The organism is Maritimimonas sp. 2304DJ26-3 (assembly GCF_056591635.1).
This window is the reverse complement of the sequence record NZ_JBWQOK010000004.1, coordinates 62,224-81,887: the sequence shown is the minus strand read 5'-3', so window position 1 is coordinate 81,887 and position 19,664 is coordinate 62,224. Positions and strand designations below refer to the sequence as shown.

At 33.2% G+C, this 19,664-nt stretch carries 17 protein-coding genes and 1 tRNA gene; 9 read left to right on the top strand and 9 right to left on the bottom strand.

The genetic code is table 11. The annotated features are described in order from the left end of the window. Positions 1-11 precede the first annotated feature (11 nt). Complete coding sequence (locus AC1EUV_RS12010) at positions 12-668, bottom strand: hypothetical protein (RefSeq protein WP_480198961.1); 657 nt, start codon at positions 666-668, stop codon at positions 12-14. Between the two features lie 153 nt (positions 669-821). Here AC1EUV_RS12010 and AC1EUV_RS12005 point away from each other — a divergent pair, with 153 nt between their 5' ends. Continuing rightward, positions 822-1,331 (top strand): YtxH domain-containing protein, encoded by a 510-nt coding sequence (locus AC1EUV_RS12005; RefSeq protein ID WP_480198960.1) that lies wholly within the window; start codon positions 822-824, stop codon positions 1,329-1,331. 30 nt (positions 1,332-1,361) lie between these two features. On the opposite strand, the gene AC1EUV_RS12000 is transcribed toward AC1EUV_RS12005, so the two are convergent. The 3 genes from AC1EUV_RS12000 to AC1EUV_RS11990 are packed head-to-tail and all read right to left on the bottom strand — an operon-like array spanning position 1,362 to position 4,918. After that, a complete protein-coding gene (locus AC1EUV_RS12000; protein WP_480198959.1) occupies positions 1,362-3,158 on the bottom strand; it encodes a GNAT family N-acyltransferase in 1,797 nt (598 codons plus the stop codon). A 34-nt stretch (positions 3,159-3,192) separates the two neighbouring features. Continuing rightward, positions 3,193-4,443, bottom strand: a complete 1,251-nt coding sequence (locus AC1EUV_RS11995) for an aspartate kinase (protein ID WP_480198958.1) — start codon at positions 4,441-4,443, stop codon at positions 3,193-3,195. Beyond that, entirely contained in the window at positions 4,430-4,918 is a 489-nt protein-coding gene (locus tag AC1EUV_RS11990; protein ID WP_480198957.1) for an N-acetyltransferase family protein, read from the bottom strand. Before AC1EUV_RS11990 ends, AC1EUV_RS11995 begins: the two co-directional genes overlap by 14 nt. Positions 4,919-5,041: 123 nt before the next feature. On the opposite strand from AC1EUV_RS11990, the gene fbp reads away from it, so the two are divergent. After that, positions 5,042-6,061: a class 1 fructose-bisphosphatase gene (fbp, locus tag AC1EUV_RS11985; RefSeq protein WP_480198956.1), complete on the top strand. Its 1,020-nt coding sequence runs from the start codon at positions 5,042-5,044 to the stop codon at positions 6,059-6,061. Here the strand turns inward: fbp and AC1EUV_RS11980 are convergent. Beyond that, complete coding sequence (locus tag AC1EUV_RS11980) at positions 6,058-7,653, bottom strand: FMN-binding glutamate synthase family protein (RefSeq protein ID WP_480198955.1); 1,596 nt, start codon at positions 7,651-7,653, stop codon at positions 6,058-6,060. The two genes, fbp and AC1EUV_RS11980, sit on opposite strands and share 4 nt — an antisense overlap. Before the next feature lie 86 nt (positions 7,654-7,739). Here AC1EUV_RS11980 and folB point away from each other — a divergent pair, with 86 nt between their 5' ends. From folB to AC1EUV_RS11955, 5 genes are all read left to right on the top strand, one after another. Further along, positions 7,740-8,096 carry a dihydroneopterin aldolase gene (gene folB, locus AC1EUV_RS11975; protein ID WP_480198954.1) on the top strand — a complete coding sequence of 119 codons (357 nt, stop codon included), beginning with the start codon at positions 7,740-7,742 and terminating at the stop codon, positions 8,094-8,096. Positions 8,097-8,156: 60 nt separating this feature from the next. Next, positions 8,157-8,227: transfer RNA gene (locus tag AC1EUV_RS11970), tRNA-Cys, on the top strand. A gap of 90 nt (positions 8,228-8,317) precedes the next feature. Next, on the top strand, positions 8,318-9,178 hold the full coding sequence (locus AC1EUV_RS11965; protein ID WP_480198953.1) for an MBL fold metallo-hydrolase: 861 nt from the start codon (positions 8,318-8,320) through the stop codon (positions 9,176-9,178). Positions 9,179-9,184: 6 nt separating this feature from the next. Further along, positions 9,185-10,945 carry a S8 family peptidase gene (locus tag AC1EUV_RS11960; protein ID WP_480198952.1) on the top strand — a complete coding sequence of 587 codons (1,761 nt, stop codon included), beginning with the start codon at positions 9,185-9,187 and terminating at the stop codon, positions 10,943-10,945. 103 nt (positions 10,946-11,048) lie between these two features. Further along, a complete protein-coding gene (locus AC1EUV_RS11955; protein WP_480198951.1) occupies positions 11,049-12,899 on the top strand; it encodes a M1 family metallopeptidase in 1,851 nt (616 codons plus the stop codon). Between the two features lie 70 nt (positions 12,900-12,969). Here AC1EUV_RS11955 and AC1EUV_RS11950 read toward each other — a convergent pair whose 3' ends face one another. Continuing rightward, the gene (locus AC1EUV_RS11950) at positions 12,970-13,647 is read right to left on the bottom strand and encodes a peroxiredoxin-like family protein (RefSeq protein WP_480198950.1); all 678 of its coding nucleotides are present in this window, start codon (positions 13,645-13,647) and stop codon (positions 12,970-12,972) included. Between the two features lie 291 nt (positions 13,648-13,938). On the opposite strand from AC1EUV_RS11950, the gene AC1EUV_RS11945 reads away from it, so the two are divergent. Both AC1EUV_RS11945 and AC1EUV_RS11940 read left to right on the top strand, forming a co-directional pair. Beyond that, on the top strand, positions 13,939-14,370 hold the full coding sequence (locus tag AC1EUV_RS11945) for a MarR family winged helix-turn-helix transcriptional regulator (protein WP_480198949.1): 432 nt from the start codon (positions 13,939-13,941) through the stop codon (positions 14,368-14,370). Between the two features lie 43 nt (positions 14,371-14,413). After that, positions 14,414-14,836 carry an antibiotic biosynthesis monooxygenase family protein gene (locus tag AC1EUV_RS11940; RefSeq protein ID WP_480198948.1) on the top strand — a complete coding sequence of 141 codons (423 nt, stop codon included), beginning with the start codon at positions 14,414-14,416 and terminating at the stop codon, positions 14,834-14,836. Positions 14,837-15,127: 291 nt separating this feature from the next. Here the strand turns inward: AC1EUV_RS11940 and infB are convergent, their stop codons facing one another. Genes infB through rimP form a run of 3 tightly spaced genes read right to left on the bottom strand, consistent with a single transcriptional unit; the run spans position 15,128 to position 19,571 of the window. Then, positions 15,128-17,800, bottom strand: coding sequence for a translation initiation factor IF-2 (infB, locus tag AC1EUV_RS11935; protein WP_480198947.1), 2,673 nt, complete (start codon positions 17,798-17,800; stop codon positions 15,128-15,130). Positions 17,801-17,849: 49 nt separating this feature from the next. Next, positions 17,850-19,097, bottom strand: a complete 1,248-nt coding sequence (gene nusA, locus AC1EUV_RS11930; RefSeq protein WP_480198946.1) for a transcription termination factor NusA — start codon at positions 19,095-19,097, stop codon at positions 17,850-17,852. A gap of 12 nt (positions 19,098-19,109) precedes the next feature. Next, a complete protein-coding gene (gene rimP / locus AC1EUV_RS11925; protein ID WP_480198945.1) occupies positions 19,110-19,571 on the bottom strand; it encodes a ribosome assembly cofactor RimP in 462 nt (153 codons plus the stop codon). Between the last annotated feature and the right edge of the window lie 93 nt (positions 19,572-19,664).

Genomic DNA, 19,664 nt, shown 5'->3' with positions numbered 1-19,664 from the left:
ACAATAGTTTCCTACCCTAACTTTAAATCCATTAAAATCGAAAATGTCTGATTAATATCTACTTCTTTAACAACAATAGTAATCTCGTGAGTAGTTGAAATGACTTCTTGAACTGTAATATTAGCCCAGGCTAACTGTTTTAAAATAAAATAGTAAATACCCGATTGTTCCATATTAGAAGGAGGTAGCTTAATAGTTACTGAAGCTAGATTAGGTAAGTGTAGTATTTTAATTTCATTTTTGAATATCTCTGAAATCTGATCATCTAAAATTCTACTTGCAACCAAATTGGTTTCAAAAACTCCTTGAGATATAGTAAAAAACACATCTTTCTTTTCAATTTCTTTTAGCAATCTTGATATATTCTGAAGTAAGGTTGGTGAATTTTTAAACGTATAATCACTTAGATCTGAACGCACTATGAAATCACCAGCAGAAAATGTGATTTTTCTTATGTTCTTTCTAATCTTTAGAATATTTGATGGAGAAATTCTATTAATAGCCATCATTATAGCACCAGGTTTTACTTCTTTTTTTAATAATTTCTCAACTTCTGGCTGAATCAATCTAGCTAATGAAGAAACGTTAATCAATTTTTCGTACAACGATTCTTCAATAAATGGAGTTTTATTAATTATACTAGTAACAGCATCTTGAATTGTTTTCATTGTTTAATTTTAAACCAAATGTTATAATTTGCTAAAATAAGCAAACATACTTAACATCAGCCTTGATAATCATAAGATAACGCATAACTGATATAGATTTTTCGTATCTTATTATTTTATAACTTTGTGTATTAACCAATTAAAACTGAAAAAATGTCTGAAGAAAATAAAGATTTAGGAGATAAAGCAGAAGATGCTTTAAATGAAGCTAAAGAAGCTGCAAAAAATGCCGCTGATAAAGCTAGCGAAAAAGCTTCTGAACTAAAAGAAGATGCCAAAGAAGCATTTGAAGATGCTAAAGAAAAGGCAAGTGAATTTGCTGATGATGCTAAAGAAGCAACTAAAGAATTTGTTGAAGATGCTAAAGATACCCTTAGTGATGGTAAAACCATTGCTATTATTGCACATTTAACTGTAATTGGGTGGATCATAGCCTTTTTAATGAATAATGGAAATAAAACAGAATTTGGAAGTTATTACATAAGACAAACCTTAGGAATTTTTCTTCTTAGTTTAGTTTGGATTATTCCTGTTATTGGTTGGATAGCTAGTATTTTAGTATTTGTTCTATGGCTAGTTAGTTTAGTTGGTGCTCTCGGTGGAAATAAGAAGCCAGTCTTTTTATTGGGTGAGCAATTTCAAGAATGGTTTAAATCAATATAAAATAAAAGAGCTTCGAAATTCGAAGCTCTTTTATTTTTCTGTTAGTTTTCTTTCTAGTTCAGCTTGAAATTCTTCCATAACGGGTTTAACAGTACTTTCGGGTAAATCAGCAATTCGTATATACATTAAACCATCTACTGCATTATTAAATTTAGGATCAACATTAAAAGCTACCAGGCGTGCATTTTGCTTGACATATTTTTTAAGCAATACAGGCATTCGTAAATTACCTGGTTCTATTTCATCAATTATCTTATCAAATTTAACCATATCAGCTTTACTTGCATCAAAAACAAAATCTTTGTCAGCATCTTTTAATTTTACCTTGTATTCTTTTTTAGGATGTATGTATTGAGCTAAATAAGGGTCATAATAATGAGATTTCATAAACTCAATCATCAATGATTTAGAAAAATTAGAGAACTGATTGCTAATACTCACCCCTCCTATTAAATATTTATGTTCAGGGTATCGTAGTGTTACATGTACAATTCCTTTCCATAATAAAAATAGAGGCATTGGTTTTTGTTGATATTCTTTAATTATAAAAGCCCTTCCCATTTCAATGGTTTGCTCCATCATATCATACAATTCAGGCTCTAATCTAAATAAGGTATTTATATAGAATCCTTCTATACCGTAATGCTTAAATATTTTTTTGCCTAGACCCATTCTGTAAGCACCAACTACCATATTTTTATCAGCATCCCATAAAAACATATGATGATAATAATTATCATATTCATCTAGATCAATGGCATTATTAGTTCCTTCGCCAACTTCACGAAAAGTAATTTCGCGTAACCTGCCTATCTCTCTAATTATATTAGGAATATCACTACTTGGAGCGAAGTAAACTTCATAATTCTTGCTCTCTAAAAGTCTTGAGTTACTATCGCGCAACTTTTCTACTTCCTTAATCATTTTATCAGTTAAAACTGGAGCAATAATTTCTTTTGGTTGTTTAGGTAATTTTAGGTTTGGTGTTTTAATTAAAGGCCCCTGCGCATAAAAAGGATTGGCGAGCATATAGGTTTTCTTACGAATAAATGCATGAAAGTCATCAATATTATCATAAACCTCTTGATCTTTAACAGAAATAGGTTTACCGATTCTTACTTTAATAACACGACTACCTTGCGTTAGTAATTCCGAAGGTAGCTTTGCCGTTCTCATGGTACCACTCAATCTCGATAAGAAATAGAACAATCTACTATTCTTCGCATGAAAATAAATAGGAATAATAGGTACTTTAGCCCTGTGTATCAACTTAATAGCACTTTCTTCCCAAGGTTTATCTACAATCAACTTTTCGTCTTTATAAGTAGACACTTCACCTGCTGGAAAAATACCTAAAGGTGCTCCACTTCTTAAATGTAGCAACGCATTTTTGATACCAGCCACACTCGATTGAGCATCCTTTCTATCTTCAAACGGATTTACTGGCATGACGTAAGGCTTTAACGGCTCAATTCGATGAAGTAAGAAATTTGCTATTATTTTATAATCAGGTCTTTTCTCAGCTAATAGTTTTAACAATAGAATTCCATCAATGCCGCCCAAAGGGTGATTAGAGACACTTATAAATGCACCATCTTTTGGTATTCTTTTTAAATCTTCTTCAGGGATTTCAAATTGGATCTGAATTTCATTTAAAATTGCATTTAAAAAAACAAGATCTTTTTTATTCTTATGCTTATTGTAGATTTCGTTGAGTTTAGAAATGCGAAGTGTTTTTAGTAAAAGCCATCCTATAAAGGTTCCTAGAAACCCATATTTATCAACATTAATAACTCTAGCGATTTCTTTAGCAGATACTAAGCTCATCTATTTTTTTTGGGACTCGCTAAGATAGAAAATTCTATTCAATTACTAGCTGAACAGTTTCTTGACTTAACTGCTTCAATAACACCTTTTTATCTTTCTCAATTTGTTGAATTGCAGCTTTAGTAAAGTGACGGATAGTAAACAATGAAACGTCTTTATAATAACTAATTTTAAATTTACTTTTTAACTGATCTAACAGCTGATTAAAGTTACTATACTTATCATCTAAACAAACTGAAAAACTAATTGCTGAATTTTGAATCAGGTTTACCTTCATTTTATAATTGTGAAGTAAGCTAAAGATCTCACTAATATTTCGTTCAACTATAAAAGAAAAATCTAATGAAGAAATGGATAATAAAATTTGTTGATTCTTTACTATAAAGCAAGGTGCTTCAGGAAAAATACGCAAGCCTCTACGTACTGAAGTACCATCATTTTTAGGGTGAATAAATGATTTTACATACAGAGGAATCTCTTTCTTTTGAAGTGGTTGTAAGGTTTTAGGGTGTATAACTGAGGCTCCATAAAAAGCTAATTCTATAGCTTCTGTATAAGAGATTTGCTCTAATAATTGTGTCTCGTTAAAATGTCGAGGGTCGGCATTTAAAACTCCGTCTACGTCTTTCCAAATTGTAACACTTTCGGCATTCAAACAATAAGCAAAAATGCCCGCTGTATAGTCAGAACCTTCCCTACCCAACGTGGTGGTATTATTATTTTGATTCCTACCTAAAAACCCTTGAGTAATATAAAGTGTACCATTAGTCTTAATACTAGATATTTCTTTTTCGGTATCGATCCAATCCACTTTAGCGTCACGATAATCGCTATTTGTCTTTATAAAATCACGAACATCTAACCACGTGTTTTCAATATTGATATTATTTAAATATTCGCTTACTATTGTGGTCGATATCAGTTCTGCTCTACTTACAACTTGATCATAAACAAAATCATAATCCCTCGATTCATTTTTAATAAAGAAGCCTGTCAATCCAGAAAATAATAAGTTCAACTTGTTAAATACTTCATGATTTTTATCTTCAAAAAGTTCATTAGCAATAGTATAATGATACTCTTGAATATGTTTTAGAGTGTCCGAAAGTTCTTCCTTTCGGTCACAATATATTTGTGTCAATTTTTCAAAAGCATTGGTCATTTTACCCATTGCTGAAACAACTAAAAATACATCTGTATAACCTACTTGTTGTAAAACATGAGCCAGATTTTTTACACCATCTGCATCTTTGACTGATGCACCACCAAACTTAAATACTCTCATTTTTTTCTAAAAAGGATTTCATGCTTGTTCTATTCATCTGGCATAGGTTCCAGTTTTCAATCATTGAAGCTCCGGTACCTAAATAAAAATCAATTGCAGGTTTATTCCAGTCAATTACCTCCCACTCAACACGATTTATATCATTATTATAAGCAACTTTCATAACTTCTAAATACAAAGCTTTCCCTATGCCTTCACCTCTAAATTCTTGGTTTACTATTAGATCCTCTAAATGCAATGACTTTCCTTCCCAAGTAGAATAGCGCTTATAGTACAGAGCCATTCCAACAATAGTTTGATTTGCTTCTGCTACGAAAACTTCAAACTCCGGTAATTCTTTAAAACCATCATTAATTAAATCATCTACAGAAATCTTAACAGCTTCTGGTTCGTTTTCATAAATTGCCAATTCATGTATCAGTTTATACACCAATTGCATATCTTCTTTAAGCCCTTTTCGTATTAAAAAATTCATTGTTTTTTAGTGAATTACCTTTCGCAAGCTAAAGTAAAAAACTTTAATAAAAGATCTTTTAAACATTACGCTATTTAAACAAGAAAAACGATATTTGTAAAAAATACAACATCACAACTTGCAATGAAAAAGCACAGTACTTTAGGTGAATTTATCATCGGTCACCAAAAACAATTCAAATACTCTTCAGGTGAACTTTCTAGACTTATAAATTCGATTCGATTAGCAGCTAAAGTTGTAAATCATGAGGTAAATAAAGCTGGTTTAGTAGATATTTTAGGAGGAGCTGGTGAGACCAATGTTCAAGGTGAAGATCAACAAAAATTAGATGTATATGCTAATGAGATCTTCATGAAAAAATTGACCAACAGACAGATAGTATGTGGTATTGCAAGTGAAGAAGAGGATGACTTTGTTACCATTTCTGGAAGTGAAGAAAAGAATGACAATAAATATGTAGTGTTGATCGATCCTTTAGATGGATCTTCGAATATAGATGTAAATGTTTCTGTAGGTACTATTTTTTCTATTTATAGAAGAGTCACTAAACCAGGAACTCCTGTTCAAAAAGAGGATTTTTTACAAAAAGGTAACAAGCAAGTTGCCGCAGGATATATAGTATACGGAACCTCAACCATGTTAGTTTATACTACCGGTCATGGTGTTAATGGATTCACATTAAATCCTGCAATTGGAACGTTCTACTTGTCGCATCCTGATATGAAGTTTCCTGAAAATGGGAATATATATTCTATCAATGAAGGATATTATGTGCATTTTCCACAAGGAGTGAAAGATTATCTAAAATACTGCCAAGAAGAAGAAGGAGATCGCCCCTATAAAGCACGTTATATCGGATCATTAGTGTCTGATTTTCATAGAAATATGATTAAAGGAGGCGTCTATATTTATCCAACAAGTTCTAAAGCTCCAAAAGGAAAACTGAGGTTACTTTACGAATGTAATCCTATGGCTTTTTTAGCTGAACAAGCTGGCGGTAAAGCAACTGATGGTTATATGCGCATTATGGATATAAAACCAACTGAATTACATCAACGTGTTCCTTTTTTCTGCGGGAGTAAGAACATGGTAGTTGACGCCGAAAAATTTATGGCTAAGTATCCTGATGATGCGAATTATTAAACCATCGCTTGTAATTCTTTTTCAGTAAAATATTCTTTGTACTCGTCCGGTCGAGTTGATCCGGAAAGTAACGCACCAGGTTTCATTTCAGGATACATTTCATCATATTTTACCACTTTACTTATTCCCATTCGCTTATTGATATGCTTTCGCTTAATGTCATTTGGGCTGTCTAAGCCAGAAGCAGCTACCATTTCTAATAAACTATGAATGGTTTCTTCATGAAAATTGGCGGTACGTGGTGCTTTATCATCAACAACTAGACCTTTCATTAGCGATTTATCTTGTGTTGCAACCCCTACAGGACAGGTATTATTATTACAAAGTAACGCTTGAATACAACCGACTGATAACATCATAGCCCGAGCACTATAACAAACATCGGCTCCTAACGCAATAGCTCTCGCCATATGAAAACCAGTAATAATCTTGCCTGAAGCTATAATTTTAATTTCTTTTTTAAGGTCAAAGCCAACCAATGTATCGTGAACAAAAACAAGTCCTTCACGTAACGGCATACCGATAGAATTTGAGAACTCAATTGGTGCCGCACCAGTACCGCCCTCTCCTCCATCTACGGCAATAAAATCTGGGTTAATTCCTGTTGCTAGCATTGCTTTACAGATGTCTATAAATTCTTGCTTTTTACCAACACATAATTTAAATCCTACGGGTTTCCCCCCTGAAAGATCTCGAAGTTTTTTAATGAATTTCAATAATCCTTCAGCGTCTGAAAACGCAGAATGAGATGGCGGTGAATGCACTGCTACGCCAGATTTTACATGTCTTATTTTTGCGATTTCATCAGTATTCTTTTTGGCAGGTAGAATTCCGCCATGTCCTGGTTTTGCCCCTTGTGAAAGTTTTAATTCAATCATTTTAACTTCGGGCCTTGTGGAATTCATTTGATATCCTTCTTCACTAAAATTACCTTGCTCGTCTCGACAACCAAAATAACCAGTACCTACTTGCCAGATTAAATCGCCTCCATGTTTTAAATGATACGGACTTACACCTCCTTCACCTGTATTATGAGCAAACCCACCAATCTTTGCCCCTTTATTTAAAGCCATTACAGCATTTTTACTTAATGAACCGAAACTCATAGCAGAAATATTTAATAAGCTCGTAGAGTATGGTTGTTTACAATCTTTGCCTCCAATTCGAACGCGAGGAAATTCACCTATTTCTTTTGGACTATTTTTAGCATACATTGAATGATCCATCCATTCATAACCAGAACGATATACATTCATTTGTGTACCAAATGGTGCTGTGTCATTTACTTTTTTTGAACGCTGATATACCAATGACCTAAAAATGCGATTTAAAGGACGTCCTTCAGTATCAGTTTCAACAAAATACTGCATAATCTCTGGTCTTATTGATTCTAAAGCATAGCGAAATCTTCCAAGTAATGGAAAGTTGCGACGTATAGTGTGTTTACTCTGCAAGACATCGTACCAACCCATAAAAAATAGCGGAGCTACAAGAATAAAACTCCATAAAATAGGTTTCCAAAAAAAAGAAACACCTATAATAGATGCAACTACTACAAGTGATAATAGAATAAATTGCTCACGAACTTTCATACACTAAAATTTGAGGTTAAATTTAATAAAATGATTTGATCAAAAATGATATTTGTAAGAATCATATCTTTGATGAAATTTTGTACATGGGAATTATAGAAGTAAAAAATATTAGGGTATATGCTTATCACGGTTGTTTAGATGAAGAAGGGAAAATTGGATCTGAATATCGTGTTGATCTAGCAATTAAAGCAGACTTATCTAAATCGGCTAAATCAGATAAATTAACTGATACTGTTGACTATGTACATCTTAACAAAATTGTTAAAGAAGAAATGGCAATACGTACTAAATTATTAGAAACTGTTGCCGATAAGATTTTAACAAGAATCTTAAAAGAAATAGCATTAGTTAAAAAAGCTACTGTAGAAGTTTCTAAATTAAATCCACCTATTGGAGGTAACGTTGCTATGGTTACCATTAAAATGTCTAAGAAACGATAATAGTTTACATTTTTATTGCACGAAAAGTTAATTTACTTAAATTTGTAGCCCATTAAAAATGGCGTCGTGGCCGAGTGGCTAGGCAGAGCTCTGCAAAAGCTTGTACAGCGGTTCGAATCCGCTCGACGCCTCTAAAGCCTCACTAACCAAGTGAGGTTTTTTCTTTTCTTTAACATTTATTTAGCTAATTTTCAGCATATTTGTAAACTTTTTACAAAAAAATGACGATTTATCCTATAGAAACTGGGAATTTTAAGCTAGATGGTGGTGCAATGTTCGGAGTGGTTCCTAAATCTTTATGGCAACGCACTAATCCTGCTGACAATAATAATATGATCGATATGAGTATGCGGTGCATGCTTATAGAAGATGGAGATCGTCTAACTTTAATAGACACAGGTTTAGGCAATAAACAGTCTGAAAAATTCTTTAGCTACTATTATCTTTTTGGAAATTTTTCTTTAGATACTTCCTTGGCTAAACATGGCTTTCATAGAGATGACATTACTGATGTATTTTTAACACATTTACATTTTGACCATTGTGGTGGAAGCATCCAGTGGAATAAAGATAAAACAGGCTATGAGCCCGCTTTTAAAAATGCCAAGTTCTGGAGTAATAAAAATCACTGGCAATGGGCTACCGAGCCTAACTCACGCGAAAAAGCATCCTTTTTAAAAGAGAACATTTTACCGATAGAAGAAAGTGGACAATTGAATTTTGTTTCTTTAACAAGCGAAGCTTATCAAGACAGCACCGAGTTAGGTTTTGGCATTTTATTTGTAGATGGTCATACAGAAAAACAAATGTTACCTCACATAAATTACAAAGGTAAAACCATTGTTTTTATGGCAGATTTATTGCCAACTGTTGGGCACATCCCTCTACCCTATGTTATGGGTTATGATACAAGACCTTTACTAACTATGGATGAGAAATCAAAGTTTTTAAATGAGGCTGTAGAAAAAGAATACTATCTATTCTTAGAACATGATTCAATTAATGAGATTTGTACAGTTCAACACTCGGTAAAAGGTGTACGAGTAAAAAACACACATACATTTAACGAAATATTTAATTAATAATTAATGAAGATGAGGATTTTAAAATCGATTTCTGTTGCTGCATTTGCTATAATTATTTTGGCAAGTTGCGCTTCTGCAAAAACAACTACACAAACAACTCAAAGTAAACCCGCACCTCCAAAAACTCCAGCTCCTCAAACTGTTGTTACAACACAACAACCAGTAGCAAAAAAAGGAGAGATGACAGAAGCAGAAATACAATCTTGGCCACATATGGATATCCACAAAGATTCTGTACCCGGTATGAGTTTGGCTAAAGCTTATGAATTCTTAAACGGAAAAGCTGGTAAAACTGTAATTGTTGGTGTTATAGATTCTGGTATCGATGTTGAACATGAAGATCTTAAAGATGTCGTTTGGATTAACGAAGATGAAATAGCAAACAACGGCAAAGATGATGATGGTAATGGTTATACAGATGATCTTTATGGTTGGAATTTTCTTGGCGGTGAAAAAGGGCAAGCAAATCCTGAGCAATTAGAATTGACTCGTATTGTAAAAAAATGGATGCCTCGTTTTCAAGATAAATCAGCAGATCAAATTACTGAAGAAAATAAGGCTGATTATGATCTTTATGTAAAACTTAAAAAAATAGTAGACGATAAAAACGCTAACGCCAATCGTCAAATTGAAAAGGCTATTAGTGAAAAAGATCAGTATAAAAATATTAAAGAAATAATCATTAAAACTAATGATTCCATTAAAACACTCTTAGGAGATAAAGAATTGAATTTAAACAATTTAAATTCAATAACGCTTGCGGATCAAAAATTGATGAGTGGTAAAATGGTTATTATGAAAATTTTAGATGCAGGCGCAACTGTCGAAGATGCTCTAAAGGACCTGGATGGAATAATTGAGCATAACAATGATGTTGCTGATCATTATGGCAACCAAGTAAATGCACAATATAAATTAGATTTTAATGGTAGATTGGCAGGTGATAACCCTGATGATATTAATGATAAAATTTACGGCAATGGCTACGTAATTGGCTCTAAAGATGATGAAAGTCATGGTACTCATGTATCAGGAATTATAGCAGCAAAGCGAAATAATAATATTGGCATGAATGGTGCTGCACATAATGTAAAAATTATGGCAATACGCGCTGTACCAGATGGTGATGAGTATGATAAAGATGTGGCTTTGGCTATTCGTTATGCAGTTGATAACGGAGCAAAAGTGGTGAATATGAGTTTCGGTAAGAGCTACTCGCCAAATGCAGAATGGGTTTTTGATGCAATAAAATATGCAGCTGACAAAGATGTATTATTAGTGCATGCAGCAGGAAATAGTAGTGAGGATTTAGATACTGATGATAATTTTCCTAATGATTCTAAAGACAAAAATGTAGAAATTTCTGATAATGTCTTGACTATTGGATCTATGACACGTAATTATAATGAGAATCTTGTATCGTCTTTTTCTAATTATGGTAAGAAAAATGTAGATGTTTTTGCCCCTGGTTCAGAGATCTATTCTACATTCCCTAAAGATTCTTATGAATCTATTCAAGGTACTTCTATGGCAGCTCCTCAGGTAGCAGGTGTAGCTGCTCTTATACGTTCATATTATCCTACTTTAACAGCCAAGCAGGTTAAAATTATTATCATGGATTCTGGTATCGAATATGAAGGTGAAGTATTACTGCCGGGAAGCAAAACTGAAAAGGTTCCATTTAAAGATTTATCAGTTTCGGGTAAAATATTAAATGCCTATAATGCTTTAAAAATGGCAGAGAAATTAGCAAACAAATCATAATCTCGTTTTTAACACAAACATTTAAAAAGGGCATACTCAAATAGAGTGTGCCTTTTTTGGTATCAATCTTGATATTGGTATCTTGCAGAACAAATTTTAAAACATGAAAAACGTATTACTTTCAATAATTACTCTTATTGCATTTTCATTGAATGCTCAAAACACCACTTATTGGCAACAACATGTTGATTACACAATGGAAATTGACATGAACGTTGAAAACTTTCAATATGATGGTGTTCAAAAAATAGTTTACACTAATAATTCACCAGATACATTAGATAAGGTTTTTTATCACTTATTTTTTAATGCTTTTCAACCGGGAAGTGAAATGGATATTAGATTGCAGACTATTGCCGATCCTAGTCCGAAAATGGTAAATAATATAGGCTCAGCAGAGAAACCAATCTTTGAAAGTAGAATTTCTAAATTAAAACCAAATGAAATAGGTTATATAAAGGTACAATCTCTAAAACAAGATGGCGCAGATGTAAAACATGAAACTATTGGTTCTATCCTAAAAGTAACGCTGAATAAACCCATTGCACCAGGAGAAAAAGTAACATTCGATATGAATTTTAAAGGTCAAGTACCTGTTCATATTCGTCGTTCTGGTAGAAATAACAAAGAAGGCGTTGCTTTATCAATGGCACAATGGTATCCAAAATTAGTTGAATATGATTTTGAAGGCTGGCATGCAAGCCAATATATTGGCAGAGAATTTCATGGTGTTTGGGGTAATTTTGATGTAAAAATTAGTATTGATAAAGATTATGTTATTGGTGGAAGTGGGTATTTACAAAACCCTAATAAAATAGGACATGGATATGAAACTGGAAAAGTAATTCGTCCGAAAGGAAAAAAATTGACATGGCATTTTAAAGCGCCTAAAGTTCATGATTTTACTTGGGCGGCAGATCCAGAATACATTCATGATAAAATAAAGGGTGAAAACGATGTAACGCTACACTTTTTTTATAAAAATACGCTGTCTAAAACATATTTAAAGAATTGGAAAGAATTACAGCCAAAAACTGCTGAGTTATTGACTTACTTTAATAAGAATATTGGTCAATATCCTTACAAGCAATATTCTGTTATTCAAGCTGGAGATGGGGGTATGGAATATGCCATGTGTACCTTAATCACTGGCGAACGTACTTTTGGCAGTTTAGTTGGTGTGACATCTCACGAATTAGCACACACTTGGTTTCAGTTCTTATTGGCAACCAATGAACAAAAACATGAATGGATGGATGAAGGTTTTACTTCTTACATCTCAGATCTTGCTGTAGATAAAGTATTGAATAAACAAGAAAAAAATCCGCATTTGGGTGCTTTTAGTAGCTATGAAAAAATGGTAAGACTAGGCATCGAAGAACCTCAAAGTATGCACGCAGATCGTTATCACTTTAATACATCTTATTCATCTTCGGCTTATAGCAAAGGGCAGTTGTTTTTAGTGCAATTAGGTTATATAATTGGTGAAGATAATCTTAAAAAAACCATTAAAAAATATTACGAAGATTTTAAATTCAAACATCCTACGCCTAATGATATTAAGCGTACTGCAGAAAAAGTGTCTGGTTTACAATTAGATTGGTATCTGAACTATTGGACACAGAGCACCAATGTAATAGACTATGGAGTTGATAAAATTGAAGGTAAAAAAGTGTCTTTAAAACGTAATGGTAATTTACCAATGCCTATAGATATAAAAGTAACTTATACTGACGGAACTGTAGAGAACTTTTACATACCATTAAGAATGTTATTGGGTCAAAAACCTACAGAAGCTACAATAATAAACGACTGGGCTTGGGTACAAACAAATTATACTTTTACTGCAAAAAAAGAAGTACAATCTGTAGAGATAGATCCTGAAAATAGAATGGCAGATTTAAACAAAAACAACAATACTAAATCTATAGACCTTTCAAAAATTAAGGGGTAAAGCTCCCTTATAAAACATAAAAAAGCCGCTTAACAAGCGGCTTTTTTTATTATTCTTGTTTAGTTATAAACTAGATTGCTCCTAAAATATCATCTACACTAGCTCTCTTTTTATAATCTGGATCAAAATGAGCATAGATAATTTCGCCATTTTTATTGATCACATAAGTTGCAGGCACAGGCAATATTGCTTCACCATTTGCATTGTTTTCATTTATCGAAACACTAAGTTTTTCTTTAACCTTGCCGGCATAACCATCTGTAACTCCAAAATCAACATCAAAAGCTCTTTGTAAACTCCCGTCTGTATCAGAAACAATGGTGAATTCTGCTTTAGAAGCATCTTTCGTTTTAGCAATACCTTCTTCGGTTTCTGGCGTTATAGCTATTAACTTAATACCCTTATCTTCTAATTCTTTTGCACGTGTAGCGAACTCAGCTAAATGTTTACTACAGTATGGACACCAATAACCTCTATAAAAGATAACAGCTACATTTTGATCTTTATATAAATCTGCTAAAGCAACTTGTTTACCGTCGATTGTTAGATTTACTTCTGGCGCTTTTGAGCCTTTTTCTAAACCTTTAGGAGCGTCATTGTCTTTCATACCATAACTAGCATAATCTACTTTTGGTTCTTCTTTTACTAATTCTACAGTTTCTTCTACTTGCGGTTCTTTAGGAGTTTCTTCCTTTTTTTTACATGCAATAACACTTACAAGTGCAATAAGCAATACTAATTTCTTCATTTTGATTGTGAATTTAATTAAGTTAACTATTAGTGAGCTAAGTCGCATAAGAAATTAAGAACTTTCATAGAAAGTAATTTATTTTGTTTCTTAACTTAACTTCTTCGAACTTCGCTTATCGACCGATATAGCTCATTAAAACGAAACCATATCTAAGCATTACCTGCAAGCAACCAAATCCGAAAGGACAGTTTTTAAACCCAACGAAAGTTCTCACTTGAAAAAATTAAAATGAGTTATAAAAAATTATAATTATATTTGCATAGTCAAATATTGATTAGTCAAATTAATATGAAATCATTCAGAGAGCAAAGTCCAACTTATCAAATAGTAGCGACAAGAATAATTATTCTTAAAGAATTTAAAAGGCATTTAAAAGAGAATGGATTAAAAATAACACCAGAACAATTAGAGTTACTCAACGTGCTATTCGAAAAAAATAACCGTTCGATGCAAGAAATTACAACTATTACAAACAAAGATAACTCTGCAACAACACGAATGGTAGACATTCTTGAAAAACAACTGTTTGTAAAAAGAAAACCCTCTAAAACTGACCGAAGATTAAAACTCATTCATATTACAGAAAAAGGAACAATAGAAATTAAAAAAGCGAACAAAATCGCCAAGATTTTTATAGACAACGCTACAAAAGGTATTGCTAAAAACGAGATAGAAGTTTTTCTATCTGTCATTAATAAGATAAGACAAAATATTAGTTAGGATGTTGTTAGCTTTTACTCTTAACGAATTAAAATTAAACAATATGAAACACACAGTAAACATCACAAAAACAATTTTTATTGCACTTTTATTTTTAGGAATAACATCGTGTAACAACGAGAAAAAAACTGAAACAACAATTAAAAACGAAAAAACTATGACAAGTGAGAACAAAAATCATACAGTGCTAATTAATCCATTTGAAGTGCCAGCTGGAAAACTAGAAGCCTCAATTAAATATTGGGAAGATTGTAGAGATTTTTTAAAAACGCAACCTGGTTATGTATCTACAAAATTACATCAGTCAATAAAAGACGATGCTAAATTTGAGCTGATTAATGTAGCTGTTTGGGAAAGCCCGAAAGCGTTTATGGAAGCAATTAAAAAAATGATGCAACAACCTAACATTGTTCCTGTCGAGGGACTAAAACCAACACCATCACTTTACACTATAATAAGAGAATAATTATATGAACTAAAAGTTGATCAATAAAATGAAACTGCCAGCAGGTAACAACGTGTATAATTAGTTGCTTCAGTTGGTTAAGCATAAGAAAATTTCTTACTTTTAGTAAAATATGATTTCCATCGGAATATTCCTCGCGGAACGTTCCGCAAAAATCATACACGCAACCGATAAGCGAAACTTAAAAATTTTAAGTATAAAAAAACCCAAACGTTGATGTTTGGGTTTTACTTTTTATTTAGATTTCGATACAATCTTGACAAATATCAAGATCACTCAATCTGACACTAATTATTTCAGCGTTTTCTTAACAGCTACTTCTTGGTAGGCTTCAATAATATCTAATTCTTTAATATCATTGTAGTTCTTGATCTGCATACCGCAGTCGTAACCTTTAGCAACTTCTTTAACATCGTCTTTAAATCGTTTTAATGAAGCTAATTCACCTGTAAAGACAACCACACCTTCTCTAATAATTCTTATTCTAGAATTTCTAAAGATCTTACCATCTGTAACCATACAACCTGCAATGGTACCAATCTTAGAAATCTTATAAGTCTCTCTAATTTCGGCATTACCAGTAATTTCTTCTTTCATTTCTGGTGATAGCATACCCTCCATAGCATCTTTAACATCATTAATTACATCGTAAATAATTGAGTAATTTCTGATATCAATTTCTTCTTTATCTGCTAAGGTTCTTGCACTACCAGAAGGCCTTACGTTAAAACCAACAATAATCGCATCTGAAGCCGATGCTAACAAAACATCTGATTCTGTAATAGCACCTACGGCTTTATGTATAATATTCACCTGAATTTCTTCGGTAGATAATTTCTGTAATGAATCTGTTAATGCCTCTACCGAACCATCCACATCACCTTTAAGGATAATATTCAATTCTTGGAAATCACCTAAGGCAATACGACGACCAATTTCATCTAATGTAATATGACGTTGTGTTCTAACCGATTGCTCACGCTGTAATTGCGAACGCTTAGAAGCAATTTGTTTCGCTTCGCGCTCATCATCCAAAACATTGAACTTGTCACCTGCTTGCGGAGCTCCATCCAATCCTAAAATTGATACTGGTGTTGAAGGTCCTGCTTCAGTCAATGCATTACCACGCTCATCGTGCATAGCTTTTACTTTACCACTATTCTTACCGGCAAGCATAAAATCACCAATACGTAATGTACCAGCTTCAACCAATACGGTAGAAACGTATCCTTTCCCTTTATCTAATAAAGCTTCTACAACAGTACCAATAGCATTTTTACTTGCATTTGCTTTCAGTTCTAATAATTCAGCTTCTAACAATACTTTTTCTAACAACTCATCGATACCTTGACCTGTTTTAGCAGAAACATCATGAGATTGTACTTTACCACCCCAGTCTTCTACTAATAGATTCATACCTGCTAACTCTTCCTTAACTTTATCAGGATTTGCATCCGGTTTATCAACCTTATTTATAGCAAATACAATTGGCACGCCAGCTGCCTGGGCATGACTGATAGCCTCTTTTGTTTGTGGCATTATGGAATCATCCGCCGCAATTACAATAATTACCAAATCGGTTACCTGAGCACCACGAGCACGCATAGCTGTAAAGGCTTCGTGACCTGGTGTATCTAAGAATGTAATTTTTTGACCGTCTTTTAATTCTACGGCATAAGCACCTATATGCTGTGTAATTCCACCTGACTCACCCGCAATAACATTCGCATTACGAATGTAATCTAACAACGATGTTTTACCATGATCTACGTGACCCATCACCGTTACAATTGGAGCTCTTGGAGTTAAATCTTCCTCTTGATCAACTACCTCTTCGATAGCTTCTTCTACTTCTGCACTTACAAATTCAACTTCATACCCAAATTCTTCGGCTACAATAGATAAGGTTTCAGCATCCAAACGCTGATTCATAGTCACCATCATACCTAAAGACATACAAGCTGAAATTACCTGCGTAACAGCAACATCCATCATGGTAGCAATCTCACTAACCGTAACAAACTCTGTTACTTTTAATGTTTTGCTTTCTGCTGCTTGTAATTCTGCATCAACTTCTGTTTGTTGACGGTGAGCATCTCTTTTCTCTCTTCTATATTTTGCTCCTTTACCTTTTTTAGATTTACCTTGAAGTTTTTCTAAAGTCTCACGTACTTGCTTTTGGATTTCTTCTTCAGATGGCTCTTCTTTAACAACAGCCTTTCTACCTCTACCGGCATTATTACCTCTATTATCATTTCTGCCTCTAAAATTGTTTCCACCTCCACGTTGTCCACCACGTTGCCCTTGACCTTGATTGTAGTTTACAGGCTTACTGATACGTTTTCTCTTCTTTTTATTTGCCTCAGCTTCAGCTTTCTTTTTATCTTCTGGCTTCTTTTTAGGTTTCTCGAATTGCTTTAAATCAATCTTTTCACCCACCTGTTTTGGCCCAGAAAGTTTCTTGTATTTTGTTTCAATCTTAGCAGGTTCAGCATTTTCTTCTGCCGGAGTTTCTTCTGTTTGTTGAACAGTTTCAATCTCTTTTTTTGGTGCTTCAACTTCTGCCTTAACCTCTTCTTTCTTTACAGGCTCTTCTTTTTTGGCTGGTTTCTTGTTATCAAGATCAATTTTACCAACAGTTTTTAAACCAGACAACTTCTCAGTCTCGGGCTTAAAGACTTCTTTTTTGGCTTCTTCTTCTAACCGTTTCTTCTCTAACTCTTTCTCATGAGCAATACGCAGTGCCTCCTTTTCTTTACGCTTTTCTTCTCCAACCTCACGCGAAGCAACTTTCTTACTTTTATCGGTTTGAAATTCGTCTAAGAGCACATTATATATTTCATCAGAAATCTTAGTTGTTGGTCTAGCCTCTATTTCAAAGCCTTGCTTTGTAAGATGCTCAACAGCTCTATCTAATGAAATATTTAATTCTCTTAAAACTTTATTTAGCCTCAATGTAGCCATATAATACTATAATTTTACTTCTTATTTTCTTGGTATTCTAAATTTTAGATTAATCTTCGAATTCTTCTTTTAAAATACGCTGAACATCAATAATTGTTTCTTCTTCTAAATCTGTTCTTTTTACTAGATCATTTACATCTTGATCTAAAACACCTCTAGCCGTGTCTAAACCTATTTTCTTGAATTCTTCGATTACCCATGCTTCTATCTCATCGGTAAATTCCGTTAATTCAACATCCTCATCTTCAATACCTTCACGTTGAACATCTAACTCATAACCTGTTAACTGGCTAGCCAAACGGATATTTACACCGCCTTTACCAATTGCTTTTGAAACTTCTTCTGGTTTTAAATAAACATCTACACGAGATTTTTCTCCCTCGGCAGCTTCTTTAATTTCCATTGAAGCAACCTTAGCAGGGCTTAATGCTCTAGCTATAAATATTTTATCGTTTTTAGTGTAATTGATAACATCTATATTTTCATTACCCAATTCACGAACTATACCGTGAATACGAGAACCTTTCATGCCAACACAAGCTCCAACAGGATCTATTCTATCGTCATAAGAATCTACCGCCACCTTTGCTTTTTCACCAGGTATACGAGCTACTCTTTCTATAGTAATTAAACCATCAAAAACCTCAGGAATTTCTTGTTCAAATAGTTTTGTTAAGAAATCTGGTGATGTTCTCGAAAGAATAATTGCAGGCTTATTACCTCTTAATTCTACCGATTTAATAATTCCTCTTACAGATTCTCCTTTTCGGAAATAGTCAGATTTTATTTGCTCGCTTTTAGGCAAAATAATCTCATTTCCTTCGTCATCTAGTAATATTACCGCATTATGACGAATATGATGTACTTCTGCACTATATATTTCGCCCTCGAGATCCTTAAATTGTTTAAACACGTTTGTATTGTCGTGTTCATGAATCTTAGAAATCAAATTCTGACGTAATGCTAAAATTGCTCTTCTACCAAGATCTACTAATTTAACCTCTTCAGACACATCTTCACCTATTTCAAAATCTGGCTCAATCTTTCTCGCTTCTGATAACTCTATTTCTTCATTATCATCTTCTGACATTCCATCAGCAACTACAATTCTATTTCTCCAAATTTCTAAATCTCCTTTATCAGGGTTTATAATGATGTCGAAATTTTCATCAGAACCATATTTTCTTTTTAATGCTGCTCTAAACACATCTTCAAGTATAGCCATTAAGGTAACCCTATCTATACTTTTATCGTCTTTAAATTCTGAAAAAGATTCAATTAATGCGATGTTTTCCATTTCATTCTTAAATTAAAAATTTATTTTCACTTTTGCTTGTTTAATATCTATATATTTAACTATTGCTTGTTTTACAACAGTAACTTTTCCTTTACCAAGAGATTTTGGTTCTCTAGCCTTCCACTCAAGTACAATTTCATCTTCATTTGTACTAGTAAGTTTACCTTCTAAACTTTCAGTTTCGGTTTTTACTTTTAAGGTTCTACCAATATTCTTTTTATACTGTCTATTGTTAACCAATGGTTCGGTAGCTCCTGGCGAGGTAACCTCAAGAGAAAAATCTTCTTCTTCTCTATCTAAATTGTGTTCTACATGACGGCTAATCCGTATGCATTCTTTTAACGGAACTCCATCATCACCATCTACAACAACAATAATTTTATTATCTGCAGAAAATTTAAGGTCGATTAAAAACAATCGTTCATTCTCTAAAATCGCTTCGTCTACTAAATTCTTGACCGCTTCTTGGTTCATTTTCTGTATAAAAAGAGGGGACTCTCCGTCCCCTCCTATTTCTATTACCTTTATTTTCGGTGCAAATATACAAACTAATTTTAATACTAGCAA